The sequence below is a fragment of the Micrococcus sp. UYEF5 genome (genome assembly GCF_040546065.1).
In the GTDB taxonomy this organism is placed as follows: Bacteria; Actinomycetota; Actinomycetes; order Actinomycetales; family Micrococcaceae; genus Micrococcus; species Micrococcus luteus.
In genome coordinates this window covers 103,343-119,245 of sequence record NZ_JBEPNB010000003.1, presented here as the reverse complement: position 1 = coordinate 119,245, position 15,903 = coordinate 103,343, and the positions used below count along the sequence as shown (strand labels likewise).

13 protein-coding genes are annotated in these 15,903 nt (G+C 71.9%); 7 read left to right on the top strand and 6 right to left on the bottom strand.

From position 1 onward, the window contains the following. Nucleotides 1–9 precede the first annotated feature (9 nt). Nucleotides 10–2,376, bottom strand: a complete 2,367-nt coding sequence (locus ABIB16_RS04205; protein WP_182488333.1) for a DUF262 domain-containing protein — start codon at nt 2,374–2,376, stop codon at nt 10–12. Continuing rightward, nucleotides 2,373–4,091: a DUF262 domain-containing protein gene (locus ABIB16_RS04200; protein ID WP_182488332.1), complete on the bottom strand. Its 1,719-nt coding sequence runs from the start codon at nt 4,089–4,091 to the stop codon at nt 2,373–2,375. Before ABIB16_RS04200 ends, ABIB16_RS04205 begins: the two co-directional genes overlap by 4 nt. 122 nt (nt 4,092–4,213) lie before the next feature. Between ABIB16_RS04200 and ABIB16_RS04195 the strand changes: the two genes are divergently transcribed. The 5 genes from ABIB16_RS04195 (at nt 4,214) to purM (ending at nt 8,995) form a co-directional block, all read left to right on the top strand. Beyond that, nucleotides 4,214–5,284: an asparaginase gene (locus tag ABIB16_RS04195; RefSeq protein ID WP_182488331.1), complete on the top strand. Its 1,071-nt coding sequence runs from the start codon at nt 4,214–4,216 to the stop codon at nt 5,282–5,284. Then, nucleotides 5,281–5,682: a sterol carrier family protein gene (locus tag ABIB16_RS04190; RefSeq protein ID WP_041103967.1), complete on the top strand. Its 402-nt coding sequence runs from the start codon at nt 5,281–5,283 to the stop codon at nt 5,680–5,682. Before ABIB16_RS04195 ends, ABIB16_RS04190 begins: the two co-directional genes overlap by 4 nt. Before the next feature lie 141 nt (nt 5,683–5,823). Next, complete coding sequence (locus ABIB16_RS04185; protein WP_036382241.1) at nt 5,824–6,231, top strand: hypothetical protein; 408 nt, start codon at nt 5,824–5,826, stop codon at nt 6,229–6,231. Further along, complete coding sequence (gene purF / locus ABIB16_RS04180) at nt 6,228–7,841, top strand: amidophosphoribosyltransferase (RefSeq protein ID WP_036382238.1); 1,614 nt, start codon at nt 6,228–6,230, stop codon at nt 7,839–7,841. Before ABIB16_RS04185 ends, purF begins: the two co-directional genes overlap by 4 nt. Further along, nucleotides 7,838–8,995, top strand: coding sequence for a phosphoribosylformylglycinamidine cyclo-ligase (gene purM / locus ABIB16_RS04175; RefSeq protein WP_036382236.1), 1,158 nt, complete (start codon nt 7,838–7,840; stop codon nt 8,993–8,995). The genes purF and purM overlap by 4 nt, the downstream gene beginning before the upstream one ends. Nucleotides 8,996–9,062: 67 nt before the next feature. Here purM and ABIB16_RS04170 read toward each other — a convergent pair whose 3' ends face one another. The 3 genes from ABIB16_RS04170 to ABIB16_RS04160 form a co-directional block, all read right to left on the bottom strand. Further along, complete coding sequence (locus ABIB16_RS04170) at nt 9,063–10,052, bottom strand: hypothetical protein (protein WP_041103965.1); 990 nt, start codon at nt 10,050–10,052, stop codon at nt 9,063–9,065. Between the two features lie 198 nt (nt 10,053–10,250). Next, nucleotides 10,251–11,195, bottom strand: coding sequence for a Sir2 family NAD-dependent protein deacetylase (locus ABIB16_RS04165; RefSeq protein WP_036382232.1), 945 nt, complete (start codon nt 11,193–11,195; stop codon nt 10,251–10,253). After that, nucleotides 11,192–11,398, bottom strand: coding sequence for a DUF3073 domain-containing protein (locus tag ABIB16_RS04160; RefSeq protein WP_036314242.1), 207 nt, complete (start codon nt 11,396–11,398; stop codon nt 11,192–11,194). Before ABIB16_RS04160 ends, ABIB16_RS04165 begins: the two co-directional genes overlap by 4 nt. Before the next feature lie 85 nt (nt 11,399–11,483). On the opposite strand from ABIB16_RS04160, the gene ABIB16_RS04155 reads away from it, so the two are divergent. After that, a complete protein-coding gene (locus ABIB16_RS04155; RefSeq protein ID WP_230259731.1) occupies nt 11,484–11,852 on the top strand; it encodes a M28 family peptidase in 369 nt (122 codons plus the stop codon). A 127-nt stretch (nt 11,853–11,979) separates the two neighbouring features. Here the strand turns inward: ABIB16_RS04155 and clpB are convergent, their stop codons facing one another. Then, nucleotides 11,980–14,574 (bottom strand): ATP-dependent chaperone ClpB, encoded by a 2,595-nt coding sequence (gene clpB, locus ABIB16_RS04150; RefSeq protein WP_052006996.1) that lies wholly within the window; start codon nt 14,572–14,574, stop codon nt 11,980–11,982. Nucleotides 14,575–14,720: 146 nt separating this feature from the next. On the opposite strand from clpB, the gene ABIB16_RS04145 reads away from it, so the two are divergent. Then, nucleotides 14,721–15,902: a YihY/virulence factor BrkB family protein gene (locus ABIB16_RS04145; protein WP_036382227.1), complete on the top strand. Its 1,182-nt coding sequence runs from the start codon at nt 14,721–14,723 to the stop codon at nt 15,900–15,902. Nucleotide 15,903 lies beyond the last annotated feature (1 nt).

Here is a 15,903-nt window from a genome sequence, read left to right as displayed (position 1 = left end):
AGAATCCTGTCAGTCACCGCCCATGGCCGAGAGGCGGGAGATCACGTCGACGATGAGGGCGACGCGGTCCACCGAGTCCACGACTCGACCTCCTGGCAGGACCTGGAAGGGCACAGGGACACCCAGGGCTCCCTCGTCCGGGGCGGGGTTCTCCCCTCGTCTGGTGAGCGGCCGCTGGAGCTGGACGACGGACTCCGGCCTGAGCCGGGACGGCTCGTCCAAATCAATCTGGAGCCCCGCGTCCCGGACCCGGATTCGGCCGGCTCCGGGAACCTCCAGCCACCTGGGGCCCGACGCATAGCCTGTGAACCACGGTTCACCCTCCGGGAAGGGCCAGTCCGGGACCGAGGCCAGCGCAGCGCTGAGGTATGCGTCGCGATAGTTGCTGTTGAGCTGAGTACGCCTCAGGGCGCAGACCTGATACTCGCTGCCGTCCTCGAGCTCGAACAGGCCGGACTCGCCCCTTCGCATCGCGGGATAGCGCGCCAGATAGTCATGGAGTCGCAGTCGGCCGTCGGCCACAGCCCGCTCCCACCTCGCCTCGGCAACGGACATGAGTCTCTTCCCGATATCGTCGCCGTTGGCCGCGTCGATCTCGTCGAGGACCTCCCCCATGGCCTCACGCAGGTTCGCAGTGTCGTCCCGCGATGCATATTGGAACAGTTCGCGCCACACTGCGGCCCGCCCCTGAGCGGAGGTCCCGCCTCGACGGCGTGATCCGCGGCGCCACAGGTCCATCGTCTCGAAGCCGACGGCCAAGAGAGCACCGTGGAATTCTTCGACGGCATCGGGATCGAAGCATCGAATGAACGCCTCGGCACGCCGCGGAAGGGTGCTCGGGTCCAGGTCGAACGCCGTAAGTGAGCCACGGAGGAGCGGATGGTTCTCAAGCCGCACCACGGTCGGCTCGATGTGAGGGCACTCCCTGAGCAGACGCCGTTTCGCCAGCTCGTCCTGCCGGTCCGCATCCCATCCGAGCATCGTGGCTTCGGACAGGTCGCCGGAGCGGACGAACTCCTCCACCTCTCGGAGGAGCTGAGGGAACTCCTCGGCACGGTTCTCTCGCTGGCCCAGCAGGTTCCGTAGGACTCGTATGCGGTCCGGGAATGACCCGGTCTTCTCCCCCCGGTGTACGAGGACTGCGTGGAGCATGAGCGTGTCCGCGATGGACACCGCCCGATCACCTCGGGCTCGGGTCTCCCAGCTTCGATAGCGGCGACAGACCGTGTGGAAGAGGTCCTCGTCGCCGTCTGTCACGAAGAGTCTGACGCGGTCGTCGACGTCGTCCGATGTCGTGAACATCCGCCTGAAGAAGGAACCGGGGTCCTCATCCGACCAGGTGTCGAAGAGGTGGAAGAGGTACTCACGGTGCCGTTCCGCATCAGGACTGTCGACCAGGACCTGACGCAGGCGGTCGTCCAGCCGTGTGCCGACGGCGGCGGTCTCGCGGCCCGTCGGGTAGCCGCTCACGGCATCGCGCCAACGGCAGATGTCATGGACGAACTCGAGGAGCCGGACGAACTCGTCGTCGATCAGCTCGTCGTCGCCCCGGTAGACCCACAGGAGGTCGCTCCAGGCCCCATCGGACTTGTCGGCGAACTCCCCGGCCCGACCGGACGGCTCGAGCATTCGTTGAAGGACGGCCTTGACGTTCTCGAACTCCGTGAGCGGCTTCCCCCGTGAGTTCATCTTGATGTACAACTCGTCGCCCTGCAGATCGCCGAGTTCATGGCCCGCGTCCCCTTCTCTCCCGATCTGGAGGAGCCGGAACGAGACAGCGGGAGAGTCCCGCCGTGCCAGGCGTCGCCAGACGTCCGCGGCAGGCAGCCCCAGCAGCCGGGCCTCGATCTCCTCGAGGACCACGAGCATCGACTGGACGGTGGCGTCGTGACGCCAGGCATGGAGATGCCAGGGCTGGTCCTCGATCCACTGTCGAAGTCCCGGGCCCCCTCCCCATTCGAGGTCGGCTCCGTGCCGGGCGATTCGATGAGTGAACATGCGAGCCGAGTCGCGGGTGTCATAGCCGAAGTCCGCCCACGCAGACTCCTGTGTCAATTCGCCGGCGCGGACGGCCGCCACCCAGTGCAGGAGGAACAGGGCCGTCAGCCGTTGTTGACCGTCAAGAGGGGACAGGACGCCGTCACGGACCGAGCCGTAGACGAAATCCAGCGAGACGGGGCCCGTCAGACCGGTCGCTGCACCACAGACCGAATCGAGGAAGTCCTGACGGATCCGTGTCGCCACGGGGTCCCGCCGCCCCTGCGCGTAGTCGCGCTGGATCTGAGGGATGACGACGGCCCGGAGGCCGGCACCCCCATCGGTGACAGCGTCGAAGAGGGCCAGGTAGCTCAGGGGCGCGGTGGCGGGATGGGTCATGAGGCCTCCTCCGCGAGATACGGGCGCAACGTGGTCCGGATGGTCGCGAGGTACTCTTGGCGGTCGTTCGGACCCCACAGGTGGGGCCTCGCGTCAGAGCTGTACGCCTTCAGGAAGACGTTCCGAGTCGCGGGCGGGATGAACGCGCCTTCCCGCTCGAGGGTGAGCAGGCGATGGCGCTTGACGCCGAAGAGCGCATTGCTCAAGGCGCTGTTCGCGGACTGGCTGAGCAGTGCGAGGTTCTCGAGCGTGTGGACGTCGGTCGCGCCCAAGAGCTCCACCACTCGGTCCTCCAGCTGTTCGAACTCGCGTCTGCGGAGTTCCGCGCTGTCCAGAGCGACACCGATGTCTTCCACCAGCCTGGCGGCGGCCGCGTGGCCCAACTCGTCTCGACGACGCGCGACTTCATCGGCGTGCTCGAGAAGCCATTGGCGCCACTGTTCCTGTCGGACCAGCCCCTCGGCGTTCTGCGCGTCGATGTGCTCCACCGACCAGGCCGTCCTGGCATGGGCGGCGAACGGGTAACGCGCCGTCTCGTCCGCCGCACGCCGCACGGTCTCGATGTTGAAGAGCAACAGCACCCGCTCCACCGAGGTGCCCCTACCGCCGTATTTGAGATCCGCCAGCCCGTCCGTCGTCACACCGATGCGTTGCCTGATCATCGCCTCGACGAGGCGTCGCACCTCAGATCGAGGGCGTCCCGCCATGGTCGCGACCAGCTCGGCGAGGGAGGTTCCCGTCGTCGTCAGGAACCCGATCTGGTGGTAGAAGTCGCGGTCCTCGAACCAGTCGACAACTCGACTGTGAAGATCCAGGACCTCATCCCAGAATCCGTCAGGTGTCGCCGCGATGCGGTGCCGCAATCGCTCGAACGTCGTGAACCGGGCGGTCACCGGGTCCGCATCGTCGGTCACGGCACTGTCCATGACTGCCATTGCGTCCAGCAGCAATTCGAGGTGCGCCGCCTGGGTCGGACGCCCACCGCTCACGAAGGCCCAGCGCGCTGGGTCCCGGAGATCAACTTCGATCGCGTCCCACTGTCGAGCCGCCACCGCCGCCCGACCGCCGGCTGGGGAAGACGCCGTCGTCTCGTCCATTCCCCGGAGCCCGGTCAGGACCGCCGCCTTCACGAGCTCCGCACTGGTCAGCGGTATCCGACCCATGTTGAGTCGACGGAAGAGCTCCAGGGCGTCCTCTTCTGGGGGGATCTCGTACCAGATCACCTTCACCCGCTCGCCCAGACGCTGATAGACGTCGATGGCGCTGAGCAACGGGTTCGGCCGGTTCTCGAACCATTTCCTGATCGCCTGCTCGGCCCGAGCCATGTGGAAGAAGTCGATGTTCCGGCCTGCCTCTGTCAGCGCAGGGTCCCGAAGGAACTCTGCGCTCCCGGGACGTGTCTCATAGGAGAGGGTGTAGGGCACGTCGTCCGCCGCGGGGAGGAACTTCCGGGCGATGTGCTGCAGCAGAAGGAAGAGCGTCGTCAGCCGTTGCTGACCGTCGACGACCTCGAAACGATCGTCCTCACTCCGTCGGACGACGATGGGCTGGAGGTAGTAGGCCGGCCCGTCGAAACCGCTGACGTCGAACAGGAGTTGGTTCACTTCGACCTCCGTCCACCGGTAGCCGCGCTGATAGGCCGGGATCGTGAATGCGCCCGAAATCTGTGTGATGGTGCGCGACTCGAACACGACGCCGGGAGGGGTGAGAGCCATAGGGCGAGGCTACCGTCGCCTCCTCTCACCCTCCACGCGACCAGCCCCCGCGACCCCCGATGACAAGACCGCGCCGGCCCCGGACGCCCGGCGCGTCCGGGGTCCTCGCTACCCTGGACGGCATGACCCACGCCACCGTCGCCCCCGCGGGTGAGACCTTCGCCCTGTCCGACGCCGTCGAGCTCGTGGAGACCGTCCGCAACGGCTTCGTCGAGTCCCGGACGGCGGGCGCCGCCGTCGTGACCGGCCCCGACGGGCGGGTGCTGGCCGGGCTCGGCCCCGCGGACGCGCTGATCTACCCGCGCTCCACGCTGAAGCCGTTCCAGGCCGTCGCGTCGCTGCGCCACGGGGCGGCGCTGGAGGGTGAGGCCCTGTCCATCGCGTGCGGCTCGCACCGGGGCACGCTCCGGCACCAGGCGCTGGCCGAGCGCATGCTCGCGGACGCCGGCCTCGACGCGTCCGCCCTGCGGTGCCCGCCGGCCTGGCCCGCGGACACCTCCGAGGTGGTCGCCCAGGTCCGCCGCGACGGCGAGGCCGCCGCCACCCCGCTGGCCTTCAACTGCTCCGGCAAGCACGCCGGCTTCCTCGCGGCGTGCGCGGCGTCCGGGCACGACGTCGCCACGTACCTCGACCCGGCGCACCCGCTGCAGCGCGAGGTGGACGCGGTGATCGCCGAGTACTGCGGCGAGCCGGTGGCCCACACCGGTGTGGACGGCTGCGGCGCCCCCGCCGCCGTCGTCTCGCTGGCGGGCCTGGCCCGCGGCATCGGGCGGGTCGCCGCGGCGCCCGGCCGCGCCGACGCGGACCCGCACGCGGCCGCCGTCGCCACGGCGATGCTCGAGCACCCGTGGGCCGTCCACGGGGAGACGAGCTCCAACACCGTGGTGATGCGCGAGCTCGGCCTGCTCGCCAAGGCGGGCGCGGACGGCGTGCTCGTCATGGCCGCGCCGGACGGCACGGCCGTGGCCGTCAAGGCGCTCGACGGCGGCACGCGGGCCGGCGACCTGGTCGCGCTCGCGCTGCTGGCCCGGTTCGCCCCGGACCACGTGGACCGGGCGACGCTGCCGGACGTGCTGGCCGCCGTCGTGCCCCCGGTGCTCGGTCGGGGGGAGCCGGTCGGCGAGATCCGCCTGGCCGCGCCGGTGCGGGACCTCGTGGGGGACGTCCTGCCGGCCTTCGAGGCGCGGGCGTGACCACCGGTTCCGTGCCCCGCCGCCGGGTGCCCGTCGTCGAGGGTCATGCGGCGCTGCTGTCGTGGGCGCGCGCCCACGCGGAGGACCCCGCGGCGGCCGCCGCGCTGCCGCGCCCCACGCGGGCCATGGCGGTGCGCTTCGCGCTCGAGGAGCTCGCGACCCGCGTGCCCGGGAACTCGGTGGAGGTGCGCGTGCCGCCCTTCGGCGTCGCCCAGTGCCTCCCCGGGCCCCGGCACACACGCGGCACCCCGCCCAACGTCGTGGAGATGGACGCCGTGACATGGCTGTCCCTGGCGACGGGGCTGACGACCTGGGAGGATGCGACGGCGTCCGGGGGCGTGCGCGCCTCGGGCGTGCGGGCCGACCTCGGCGCGCACCTGCCGCTCGTGCGGCCGTGAGCGAGGGGTGTCCGGCAGTCCTCTCGGCGGCACCGACCGTTCGAACGGCGGCACCGTTCTTCGTCGCGGTATGCCGCTGTGCCGATCCCGCCGCGGGCACGCGCGACTGGCCCCAGCGGCCGACTCGATAGACTGGCGCGCATGACCTCCGCCCCCGAGCCGACCCCCGATCAGCGCGCCTACACCGTCCGTCGCGCCCCCCGGCTGACCGCGGTGCTTGCGGTGGCGCTCGCGCTCGGCCTGCTGATCGCCCTCGTGATCACCACCGCGGTCCATGCCTCCCCCACCCCGCCCGCGGACCCGTACTCCGGCATCCCGCTCTCCTTCTCGGAGACGTTCGGCTTCGCGGCCCTGCTGAGCATGCTGGGCACCGGCGTGCTCGGACTGGTCGTGTGGCTGCTGCTGGACCGCCGCTCCCGGTCGACCGCGCGCACCGTGGTCCTCGAGCGCACCGACGACCCGGCCATGGCGGACGTCCGCCTGGACCGCGTGGACGCGGGCACCCCGCCCGCCCGCACCACGCCCACCGAAAGGACCCCCGAGCAGTGATCGCACCGCGCACCCGACGAGGCGACGGCCGCCTGACCGCCGCCCTCGACCCCCAGGACCAGGGGCCGCAGGACGAATGCGGCGTGTTCGGCGTGTGGGCGCCGGGCGAGGAGGTCGCGAAGCTGGCCTATTACGGCCTCTACGCGCTCCAGCACCGCGGCCAGGAGTCCGCGGGCATCGCCGTCTCGGACGGCGGGCGCATCGCCGTCTACAAGGACATCGGCCTGGTCTCCCAGGTGTTCGACGAGGCCACGCTCACCGCGCTGAGCGGCCACATCGCCGTCGGCCACTGCCGCTACTCCACCACCGGCGTGAACAAGTGGGCCAACGCCCAGCCCACCCTGGGCGCCACCGCCGACGACGGCACGGTCGCCCTGGCGCACAACGGCAACCTCGTGAACTCCGCCGAGCTGCTGCGCATGGTGCACGCCGAGGAGGGCCGCCACACCCACGGTGAGATGAAGCAGGGCAACACCACGGACACCGCCCTGGTCACGGCCCTGTTGCACGGCGCCCCCGGGCACCGCCTCGAGGAGACCGCCCTCGAGCTGCTGCCGAAGATCCGCGGCGCCTACTGCTTCGTGTTCATGGACGAGCGCACCCTCTACGCCGCCCGCGACCCGCAGGGCGTGCGCCCGCTCGTGCTCGGCCGCCTCGAGCGCGGCTGGGTGGTGGCCTCCGAGCAGTCGGCCCTTGCCACCGTCGGCGCCTCGTTCATCCGGGAGGTCGAGCCCGGTGAGATGATCGCGATCGACGACGAGGGCATCCGCTCCACCCGCTTCGCCGAGTCGAAGCCGGCCGGCTGCGTGTTCGAGTACGTCTACCTCGCCCGGCCGGACGCCACGATCGCCGGGCGCTCCGTGTACGAGTCCCGCGTGGAGATGGGCCGCCGCCTCGCGCTCGAGCAGCCGGTCGAGGCCGACGTCGTGATCCCCGTGCCCGAGTCCGGCACGCCCGCCGCCGTGGGCTACGCGGACGCCTCGGGCCTGCCGTTCCGCCAGGGCTTCGTGAAGAACGCCTACGTGGGCCGCACCTTCATCCAGCCGTCCCAGACGCTGCGCCAGCTCGGCATCCGCCTCAAGCTCAACGTCCAGTCCACCGTGGTGGCCGGCAAGCGCGTCGTGGTGGTGGACGACTCGATCGTGCGCGGCAACACCCAGCGCGCCGTCGTGCGGATGCTCAGAGAGGCCGGCGCCGCCGAGGTGCACGTGAAGATCTCCTCCCCTCCCGTGAAGTGGCCCTGCTTCTACGGCATCGACTTCGCCACCCGCGCCGAACTCATCGCCAACGGCGCCGCGGTGGACCAGATCGCCGCGTCCATCGGCGCCGACTCGCTGGCCTACATCAGCGAGGAGGGCATGATCGAGGCCACCGGGCAGCCGCGCGAGCGCCTGTGCACCGCCTGCTTCACCGGCGACTACCCGATCCCACTGGCCGACGAGGGCGAACGCGGCAAGGGCCTGCTGGAGCCGGTCGCCGTGTCGCCCGCGTCCACCGTGATGCTGGACGAGGACGGCGAGACCACCACCGTGACCGCCACGGGCTGCGAGCCCGGCCCGGACGCCGACGACGAGAAGCTGCTCACCGAGACGGACAGGATCCCGCTGTGACCCCGAACCAGACCCCCTCCTCCGCCGCCCCGATCACCTACGCCTCGGCCGGCGTCGACGTGGAGGCCGGCGACCGCGCCGTCGAGCTGATGAAGGACGCCGTGAAGGCCACCCACACCCCCGAGGTCATGGGCGGCATCGGCGGCTTCGCCGGCATGTGGGACGCCTCCGCGCTGCTGCAGTACCGCAAGCCGCTGCTGACCACGTCCACGGACGGCGTCGGCACGAAGGTGGCGATCGCGCAGGCGATGGACAAGCACGACACCATCGGCCAGGACCTCGTGGGCATGGTCGTGGACGACATCGTGGTGGTCGGCGCCCAGCCCCTGTTCATGACCGACTACATCGCATGCGGCAGGGTCGTGCCCGAGCGCATCGCGGACATCGTGCGCGGCGTGGCCGAGGGCTGCCGCCTGGCCGACACCGCGCTCGTGGGCGGCGAGACCGCCGAGCACCCGGGCCTGCTGGCCGCGGACGAGTACGACGTGGCGGGCGCGGCCACCGGCGTGGTCGAGGCGGACATGGTCCTGGGCGCGGAGCGGGTGCAGTCCGGCGACGTCGTGATCGGCATGGCCTCCTCCGGCATCCACTCGAACGGCTACTCGCTCGTGCGCCGCGTGGTGAACACCGCGGGCTGGTCCCTCGACCGCGAGGTCACCGAGCTCGGCCGCACCCTCGGCGAGGAGCTGCTCGAGCCGACCCGCATCTACTCCCGCGCCTGCCTCGACCTGGTGCAGCGCCTCAACGGCCACGACGGCGGCTCGGACCTGCCGGTGCGCGCGTTCAGCCACGTGACCGGCGGCGGCCTGGCCGCGAACCTGGCGCGCGTGCTCCCGCAGGGCCTCATGGCGACCGTCGAGCGCGACACCTGGTCCCTGCCGCCCGTGTTCCGTCTGGTGGGCGAGCTCGGCCGCGTCCCGCAGTCCGACCTCGAGCGCACCCTCAACCTCGGCGTGGGCATGGTGGCCGTGGTGGACCCGGAGGTGGCCGCGAAGTCGACCTCCGTGCTCGTGGACGCCGGCATCGACGCGTGGGAGATGGGCACCATCGGCGCCCTCACCGACGACGCGGCGGCCGCAGGCCTGGACTTCGTGCAGGGCGCCAAGGGCGTCGACGGCGGCGCCGTGCTGATGCGCGGCCAGTACGCCGCCTGACCCCCACGGGGCGTTTTCGTTCGGGAAACGGCGGCCTCCGGAGCGTTTTCGTTTGGGAAACGGCGGTTCACGACGCGAAGATCCGCCCGCCGAGCCGGGCCCGGTGCGCCTGCACCTCGGCGACGACGCGCCGGAAGTCGTCCCGCGCGTCGTCCACCGTGGCCCAGACCTGCGTCCAGCCCGCGCGCGCCCACCCCTCGTCCCTCCACGCGTCCACGGCGAGCTGCGCCGGGTCGAGGTGGTGGCCGCCGTCGTAGTGGACCAGCAAGCGCCACTGCCGCCACCCCAGATCCGCGTCCGGCGACCGGGCCCGGCCCGGGTGCAGCACCAGCTGGAGCTCCGGCTCGGGCAGGCCGGCGTGGAGCAGGGCCAGTCGCAGGGCTGTCTCCTGCGGGGAGTCCGCGCCCACCCGCACCAGCTCGAGGGCGGCACGGGCGGTGCGCACTCCCTTGAACCGCCCGGCACGCAGGAGCGCGGACCGCAGGGCCGCCGTCGTGGTCCGTGGTGAGCGGCGCCCCTCCGGCGACCAGGGCCGGTGGACGAGGGCGTCCCCGGCCACCACGACGGGCTCGAGCATGCCTGGACGGAGCAGTGCGGCCAGATCCGCCCAGGATCGCTCCAGGCTCGTCAGGCGGATCCCGTGAAGGACGGTGACGTCCGCGGCCGGGACGAGGCGGGCATGCGAGGTGATCTCCGGTCGGACGCTCGCCCCGCGCGGGTGCGGCCGTGACACGTGCACCGTGCCGTCCTCCGCCAGGAACGGCGGCAGCGGCACGCGGTGCAGGAGCAGCGCCGTGAGGTGGGAGGCCACTCCCCCGCTCGCCTCCACGATCGCGGCCGTCTCCTCCGGCGCGAAGGGAGCGGGGGCCTCGGCGTAGCCGAGCTCCGCCCACGAGCCGAGGTGGTCAGACCGGAGCCGATGGACCCCATGCGTCACGCGCCGCACATCACCGCCGCGGACCAGTCGCTCCGAGACCCCGGCCGCGCGCAGGTCGCCACGGGTGAACGGCCGGCCGGTCTCGACGATGTCCGACAAAGGCTGAGATGACGTGGCCATGCCCGTGACGATGGCTCAACCCGGCCGACCCCGCCCGCTCAGGAGCACCCACCGTGGACGACGACGTCGGCGGCGCCACCTGTGCAGGAGTCGTGCGTGGCCCCGGGCCACCCGGTGTCCACACCCCCGGCGCCCGCCATTTCCCGAACGAAAGCACCCCGGCGCCCGCCGTTTCCCGAACGAAAACGCCGGCGGGGGTCAGAGGCGGGCGTCGAGCCAGGCCAGCGCGTCGGCGACCGGGGCGCGCCAGCGCCAGCGGGCCTTGGGGTCGGCGCGGGTGGGGCCGAGGTTGATCAGCCCCGTCGCATGCCCGGCCCGCTCGGCCCGCAGCACGAACCGGTAGCCGCTCATCACGGCCAGCGAGGTGCCGACGGCGAGCACCGTGCCGCCGTCGTCGGCCATCGCCTCCGCGGCCGCGCGTCGCGCCGCGGGCACGGACTCGCCGAAGTACACGACGTCCGGCTTGAGCTTCACGGACCCGCACACCCGGCAGCCGACCATCGTGAACTCATCCACCCAGTGCTGGTCGAGGGAGACGTCCCCGTCGGGGTTCACGGCGTCCGGGTCGATCGCCACGCGCTCGAGGTAACCCGGATTGGCGGCCTCGAGCCGCAGGTCCAGGTCACGGCGGGATTCGGTGGCCCCGCAGTTCAGGCAGGCCACGCGCGCCAGGTCCCCGTGGAGCTCGATCAGCCGGTCCTCCGCCATGCCCGCCGCGCGTCCAGCCTCGGCGTGCAGCCCGTCCACGTTCTGGGTCAGGACGCCGGCGATGCGCCCCTCGTCCGCCCAGCGCGCGAGGATGCGGTGCGCCTCGTTCGGCCGGGCCTGGTCCATGCGACGCCAGCCCACGAACGAGCGCGCCCAGTAGCGGTGGCGGGCGGCCGGGTCGTCCCGGAACTCCTGGTACGTCATCGGCCGGTGGCGGTGCAGGGACCCGTTCGGCCCCCGGTAGTCCGGGATGCCGGAGTCCGTGGACACGCCGGCCCCGGTGATCACGAGCGGGCGGGACTCCTCCATCAGACGCAGCAGACCCCGAGACGCCGTCTCGGGGTCCTGCAGCGGTGCTGTCTCATCCACCACCCTGGCGATCGACCGCAGGGCGGCCTGATGCCCGTCCAGGGCCGGATGCCGTGCGGGCGTCATCGCGCCCGCGCGTCGTCGTCCTCGTCCTCCGCGTAGAGGTCCGCGTACGGATCCTCGTACTCGGGCTCCTGGTCCTGCTCCGGGCCGCGCGTGCGTCCGCCCGTGAGCTCTCGCTCCAGTGCCGAGAGGTCTGTTCCGGGAGAGAAGTACTTCATCTCCCGTGCCTGCTTCGTGGCCTTCGCCTTCTGACGGCCGCGCCCCATGAGCGTGACCCCCTTCGCATCTCTCGCCGCCTCGGATCTGTGGCGCACAGGGGCCCGCCGAGGTCTTCACTGGTCAATACGGTTCGTGCGGACAAGGATACATGACCCGCTGGACGGCCTGTGGACGACGACGGCCGGCCCGGTCCGGCGGGGCGTGCAGTGGCGCCGGGTGCGGCGCGGGTCGATCGGTGCTGAGTCCCTGCTCGGCGCACAGCTCGACCGCGACGGCCACGCGCACCAGCCCGAGGGCAGCAACGGCCGCTCGGACTACGCGCCGTTCGTGGACGCGGGCATCGCCTCGACGGGCCTGCTCTCGATCCGCGACGACAACTACCACACGCCCCAGGACGACATCGACAACGTCTCCATCACCACGCTGACCCACACGGCCCGCGCGGTGGCGAACCTGATCGGCACCCTCCAGCAGGACGCCGACGCCCTCGGCACCCGCTGACCCGAGCGGCTCCGTCCGTCTCACAGATGCCGTCGGGGGCGGTTTCGGGTGGTATCCAGGCCGGATACCACCCGAAACCGCCCCGACGTGCCAGAGGGAGGAGGAACACGGCCCGTCGGTCCCGGCGTCAGCCCTTCCGGGCCACGGTGAGGCCGTTCTCGCCCTCGGCGCGGTCCACGACGACGGTGTCCCCCTCCGTGATCTCGCCGGCCAGCAGGGCGCGGGCCAGCTGGTCGCCGATCTCGCGCTGCACCAGGCGGCGCAGCGGGCGGGCGCCGTAGGCCGGGTCGAACCCGGTCTCGGCGAGCCACGCCTTGGCGGCGTCGGACACCTCGAGGGTGAGGCGGCGGTCCGTCAGGCGCGCCTGCAGGGAGGCGACCTGCAGGTCCACGATCCGCGTCAGCTCGGCCACGGTGAGCGCGTCGAACAGCACGATCTCGTCCAGGCGGTTGAGGAACTCGGGCTTGAACGCCCCGCGCACCACGGACATCACGGACTCGCGCTTGGCGGCCTCATCCAGGGTCGGGTCCACGAGGAACTGCGAGCCCAGGTTCGAGGTGAGGATCAGGATCACGTTGCGGAAGTCCACGGTGCGGCCCTGGCCGTCGGTGAGGCGGCCGTCGTCGAGCACCTGGAGCAGGATGTCGAAGACCTCGGGATGGGCCTTCTCCACCTCGTCCAGCAGCACCACCGAGTACGGCCGGCGCCGCACGGCCTCCGTGAGCTGGCCGCCCTCGTCGTAGCCGACGTAGCCCGGAGGGGCGCCGACCAGGCGGGAGACGGAGTGCTTCTCCGCGTACTCGGACATGTCGATCCGCACCATGGCGCGCTCGTCGTCGAAGAGGAACTCCGCGAGCGCCTTGGCGAGCTCGGTCTTGCCCACGCCCGTGGGGCCCAGGAACAGGAACGAGCCGGTGGGCCGATTCGGGTCCGCGATGCCGGCCCGCGAGCGGCGCACCGCGTCCGCGACGGCGACGACGGCGTCCCGCTGCCCGATCAGCCGCTCGCCGAGGTGCTCCTCCATGGTGAGCAGCTTCTCGGACTCGGCGGTGAGCATGCGACCCGCGGGGATGCCGGTCCACGCGGAGACCACTTCGGCGATGTCGTCCGCCGTGACCTCCTCGGAGACCATCGGCTCGGTGGCCGAGCGGTCGGCCTCGCGGGCGGCGCGGTCCGCCTCCTCGAGCTGCTTCTCCAGCGCGGGGATCTCGCCGTACAGCAGGCGGGAGGCCTCGGCGAGGTCGCCGTCGCGCTGGGCCTTCTCGGCCAGCGAGCGCAGCTCGTCCACCTTGGCGCGCAGGTCACCGGCCTCGTTCAGGGTGGCCTTCTCCGCGTCCCAGCGGGCGGTGAGGGCGGTGAGCTCCTCCTCGCGGTCCGCCTTCTCGGCACGCAGGGCCTCGAGCCGCTCGACGGATGCCGGGTCCGTCTCGCCCTCGAGGGCGAGCTCCTCCATGGTCAGGCGGTCCACCTGGCGGCGCAGGACGTCGATCTCCTCGGGGGCGGAGTCGATCTCCATGCGCAGGCGCGAGGCGGCCTCGTCCACGAGGTCGATGGCCTTGTCGGGCAGCTGGCGGCCGGTGATGTACCGGTCGGACAGCGCGGCCGCGGCCACGAGCGCGGAGTCGGCGATGGCCACCTTGTGGTGGGCCTCGTAGCGCTCCTTGAGCCCGCGCAGGATGGCGATCGTGTCGTCCACGCTGGGCTCGCCCACGTAGACCTGCTGGAAGCGGCGCTCCAGGGCGGGGTCCTTCTCGATGTTCTCGCGGTACTCGTCCAGGGTGGTCGCGCCGATCAGGCGCAGCTCGCCGCGGGCCAGCATGGGCTTGAGCATGTTGCCCGCGTCCATGGCGCCCTCGGACGCGCCCGCGCCCACGACGGTGTGGATCTCGTCGATGAACGTGACGACCTGACCCTCGGCGGCCTTGATCTCCTCGAGGACGGCCTTCAGGCGCTCCTCGAACTCGCCGCGGTACTTGGCGCCGGCGACCATGGCGCCCAGGTCCAGGCTGATCAGCGTCTTGCCGCGCAGGGACTCGGGGACGTCCCCGGCCACCATCCGCTGGGCCAGGCCCTCGACGACGGCGGTCTTGCCGACGCCGGGCTCGCCGATGAGCACGGGGTTGTTCTTGGTGCGGCGCGAGAGCACCTGGACCACGCGGCGGATCTCGGCGTCGCGGCCGATCACCGGGTCGAGCTTGCCGGAGCGGGCGAGCTCGGTGAGGTCCGTGCCGTACTTCTCCAGGGACTGGAAGGTGTTCTCCGGGTCCTGAGTGGTGACGCGGGAGTCGCCGCGCACCTGGGTCAGGGCGGCGGCGAGCGCCTCGAGGCTCGCCCCGTTCGAGCGCAGTGCCTCACCGGCCTCGCCGGAGTCCGCTGCCACGCCGAGCAGCAGGTGCTCGGTGGAGACGAACTCGTCCGAGCGCTGCTCGGCCTGGGTGCGCGCGTTCTGCACGACCTGCAGGGCGGCGCGCGAGAACTGGGGCTGGGCCACCGTGCTGCCCTGGGTGGAGGGCAGGCGTCGGATGGCCGAGGAGGCCGCCGTGGAGACGGCGTCGGGGTCGGCCCCGGCGGCCTTGAGGACGGCCACGGCGACGGACTCCCGCTGGTCCATCAGGGCCTTCAGCAGGTGGGCCGGCTCGACCTGGGGGTTGCCGGCGGTGGAGGCGTTCATGGCCGCGGCCGAGAGCGCCTCCTGGCTCTTGGTGGTGAACTTGGCATCCATGGGCTACTGGCTCCTTCTCTCCCGTGTCCCGGGGTGTCGGACAACCGTCGACCGCGGGCCGTTCCCGCCGCAGACGAAGTTGAGTCTATATAGCTCAACCCTCCACGCACCAGGGCTATTCCCCCTCGCGCCGGTACGTTGGTGCCATGGCCGGCTCCCGAGCGGCGCCCCGGCGCCTCCGCACGTACACCCGACCGCGGGTGTCCCTGCTGTACGTCCTGCGCCGCACCCTGCACCGGCTCCTCGAGCTGCAGGTCTGGGACGTGGCCGCCGCCATGACCTTCTTCGGGGCGCTGTCCCTGCTGCCCACCGTGGTCGCCCTGCTCTCCGTGGTCTCGCTGCTGGGCGTCGAGGAGGAGACCGTGGACGCCGCGGCGCACCTGGCCGCCGAGATCTGGCCGTCGCTGACGCCCGACGTCGTCCGCGAGTGGATCCTGACCCTCGGCTCGGCCGGGCCCGGCACCGGCGCCGTCGTCCTGGGGGCCGTCGGCACCGTGGTGTCCGCCTCGGGCGCCGTCGCCGCGTTCCACCGGGCCATGCACCGCATCCACGACACCCGCGAGGGCCGGCCCTTCCTCCACTTCCGCCTCGTGGTCTTCGTCGAGACCCTCGCCCTCATGCTCGGCGCCGTGCTGATCACGATCCTGGTGGTCGTCGGCGGGGACCTCTCCCAGCGCCTCGGCCAGGCCGTCGGCCTGCCGGAGGAGACGGTCCAGACGTGGAACGTGGTGAAGTGGCCGGTCATCCTCGTGGTGATCGCCCTGATCGTGACCCTCGCCTACCGCCTGGGTCCCAACGTCCGGCAGCCCCGCTACCGCCCGCTCTCGCTCGGCGCCGTGGCCGTGGTGGTCCTGCTCTTCGGCGCCACCGTGGCCCTGGGCTGGATCACGGACCGGTTCGGCCAGTTCGCCGTGGTCGGGCGGATCAACTCCGCGATCGGCGTGCTCGCCCTCGCGTGGGTGGCGTGCATCGTGCTGTTGGCCGGGGCCGCCTTCGACGCGGAGGTGCTGCGTGCCCGCCAGCTGGCCGTCGGCATCGACGCCTCCGTCGAGATCCAGCTGGCGACGCGGCACACCGCGGTGCTCGAGGACTCCGAACGGTACGAGGCCCGCAACCGCCGCCTGGCCCGGCTCGTAGCCGACGCCGTGCGCGCCGGCGAGGACCTCACGATCGAGGCCACACCCCTGCTCTCCGAGGAGGGGCGCCTCCTCGCGGTCGAGTCGGGACGGCGAGGCCCGGAGGACGTCAGCTCGGGCAGCCCGTTCCACGCGGACCCGGTGTCCGACGACGGCGCCCGCCTCGAGCCGACGCCCCGGCCCGACGACTGAG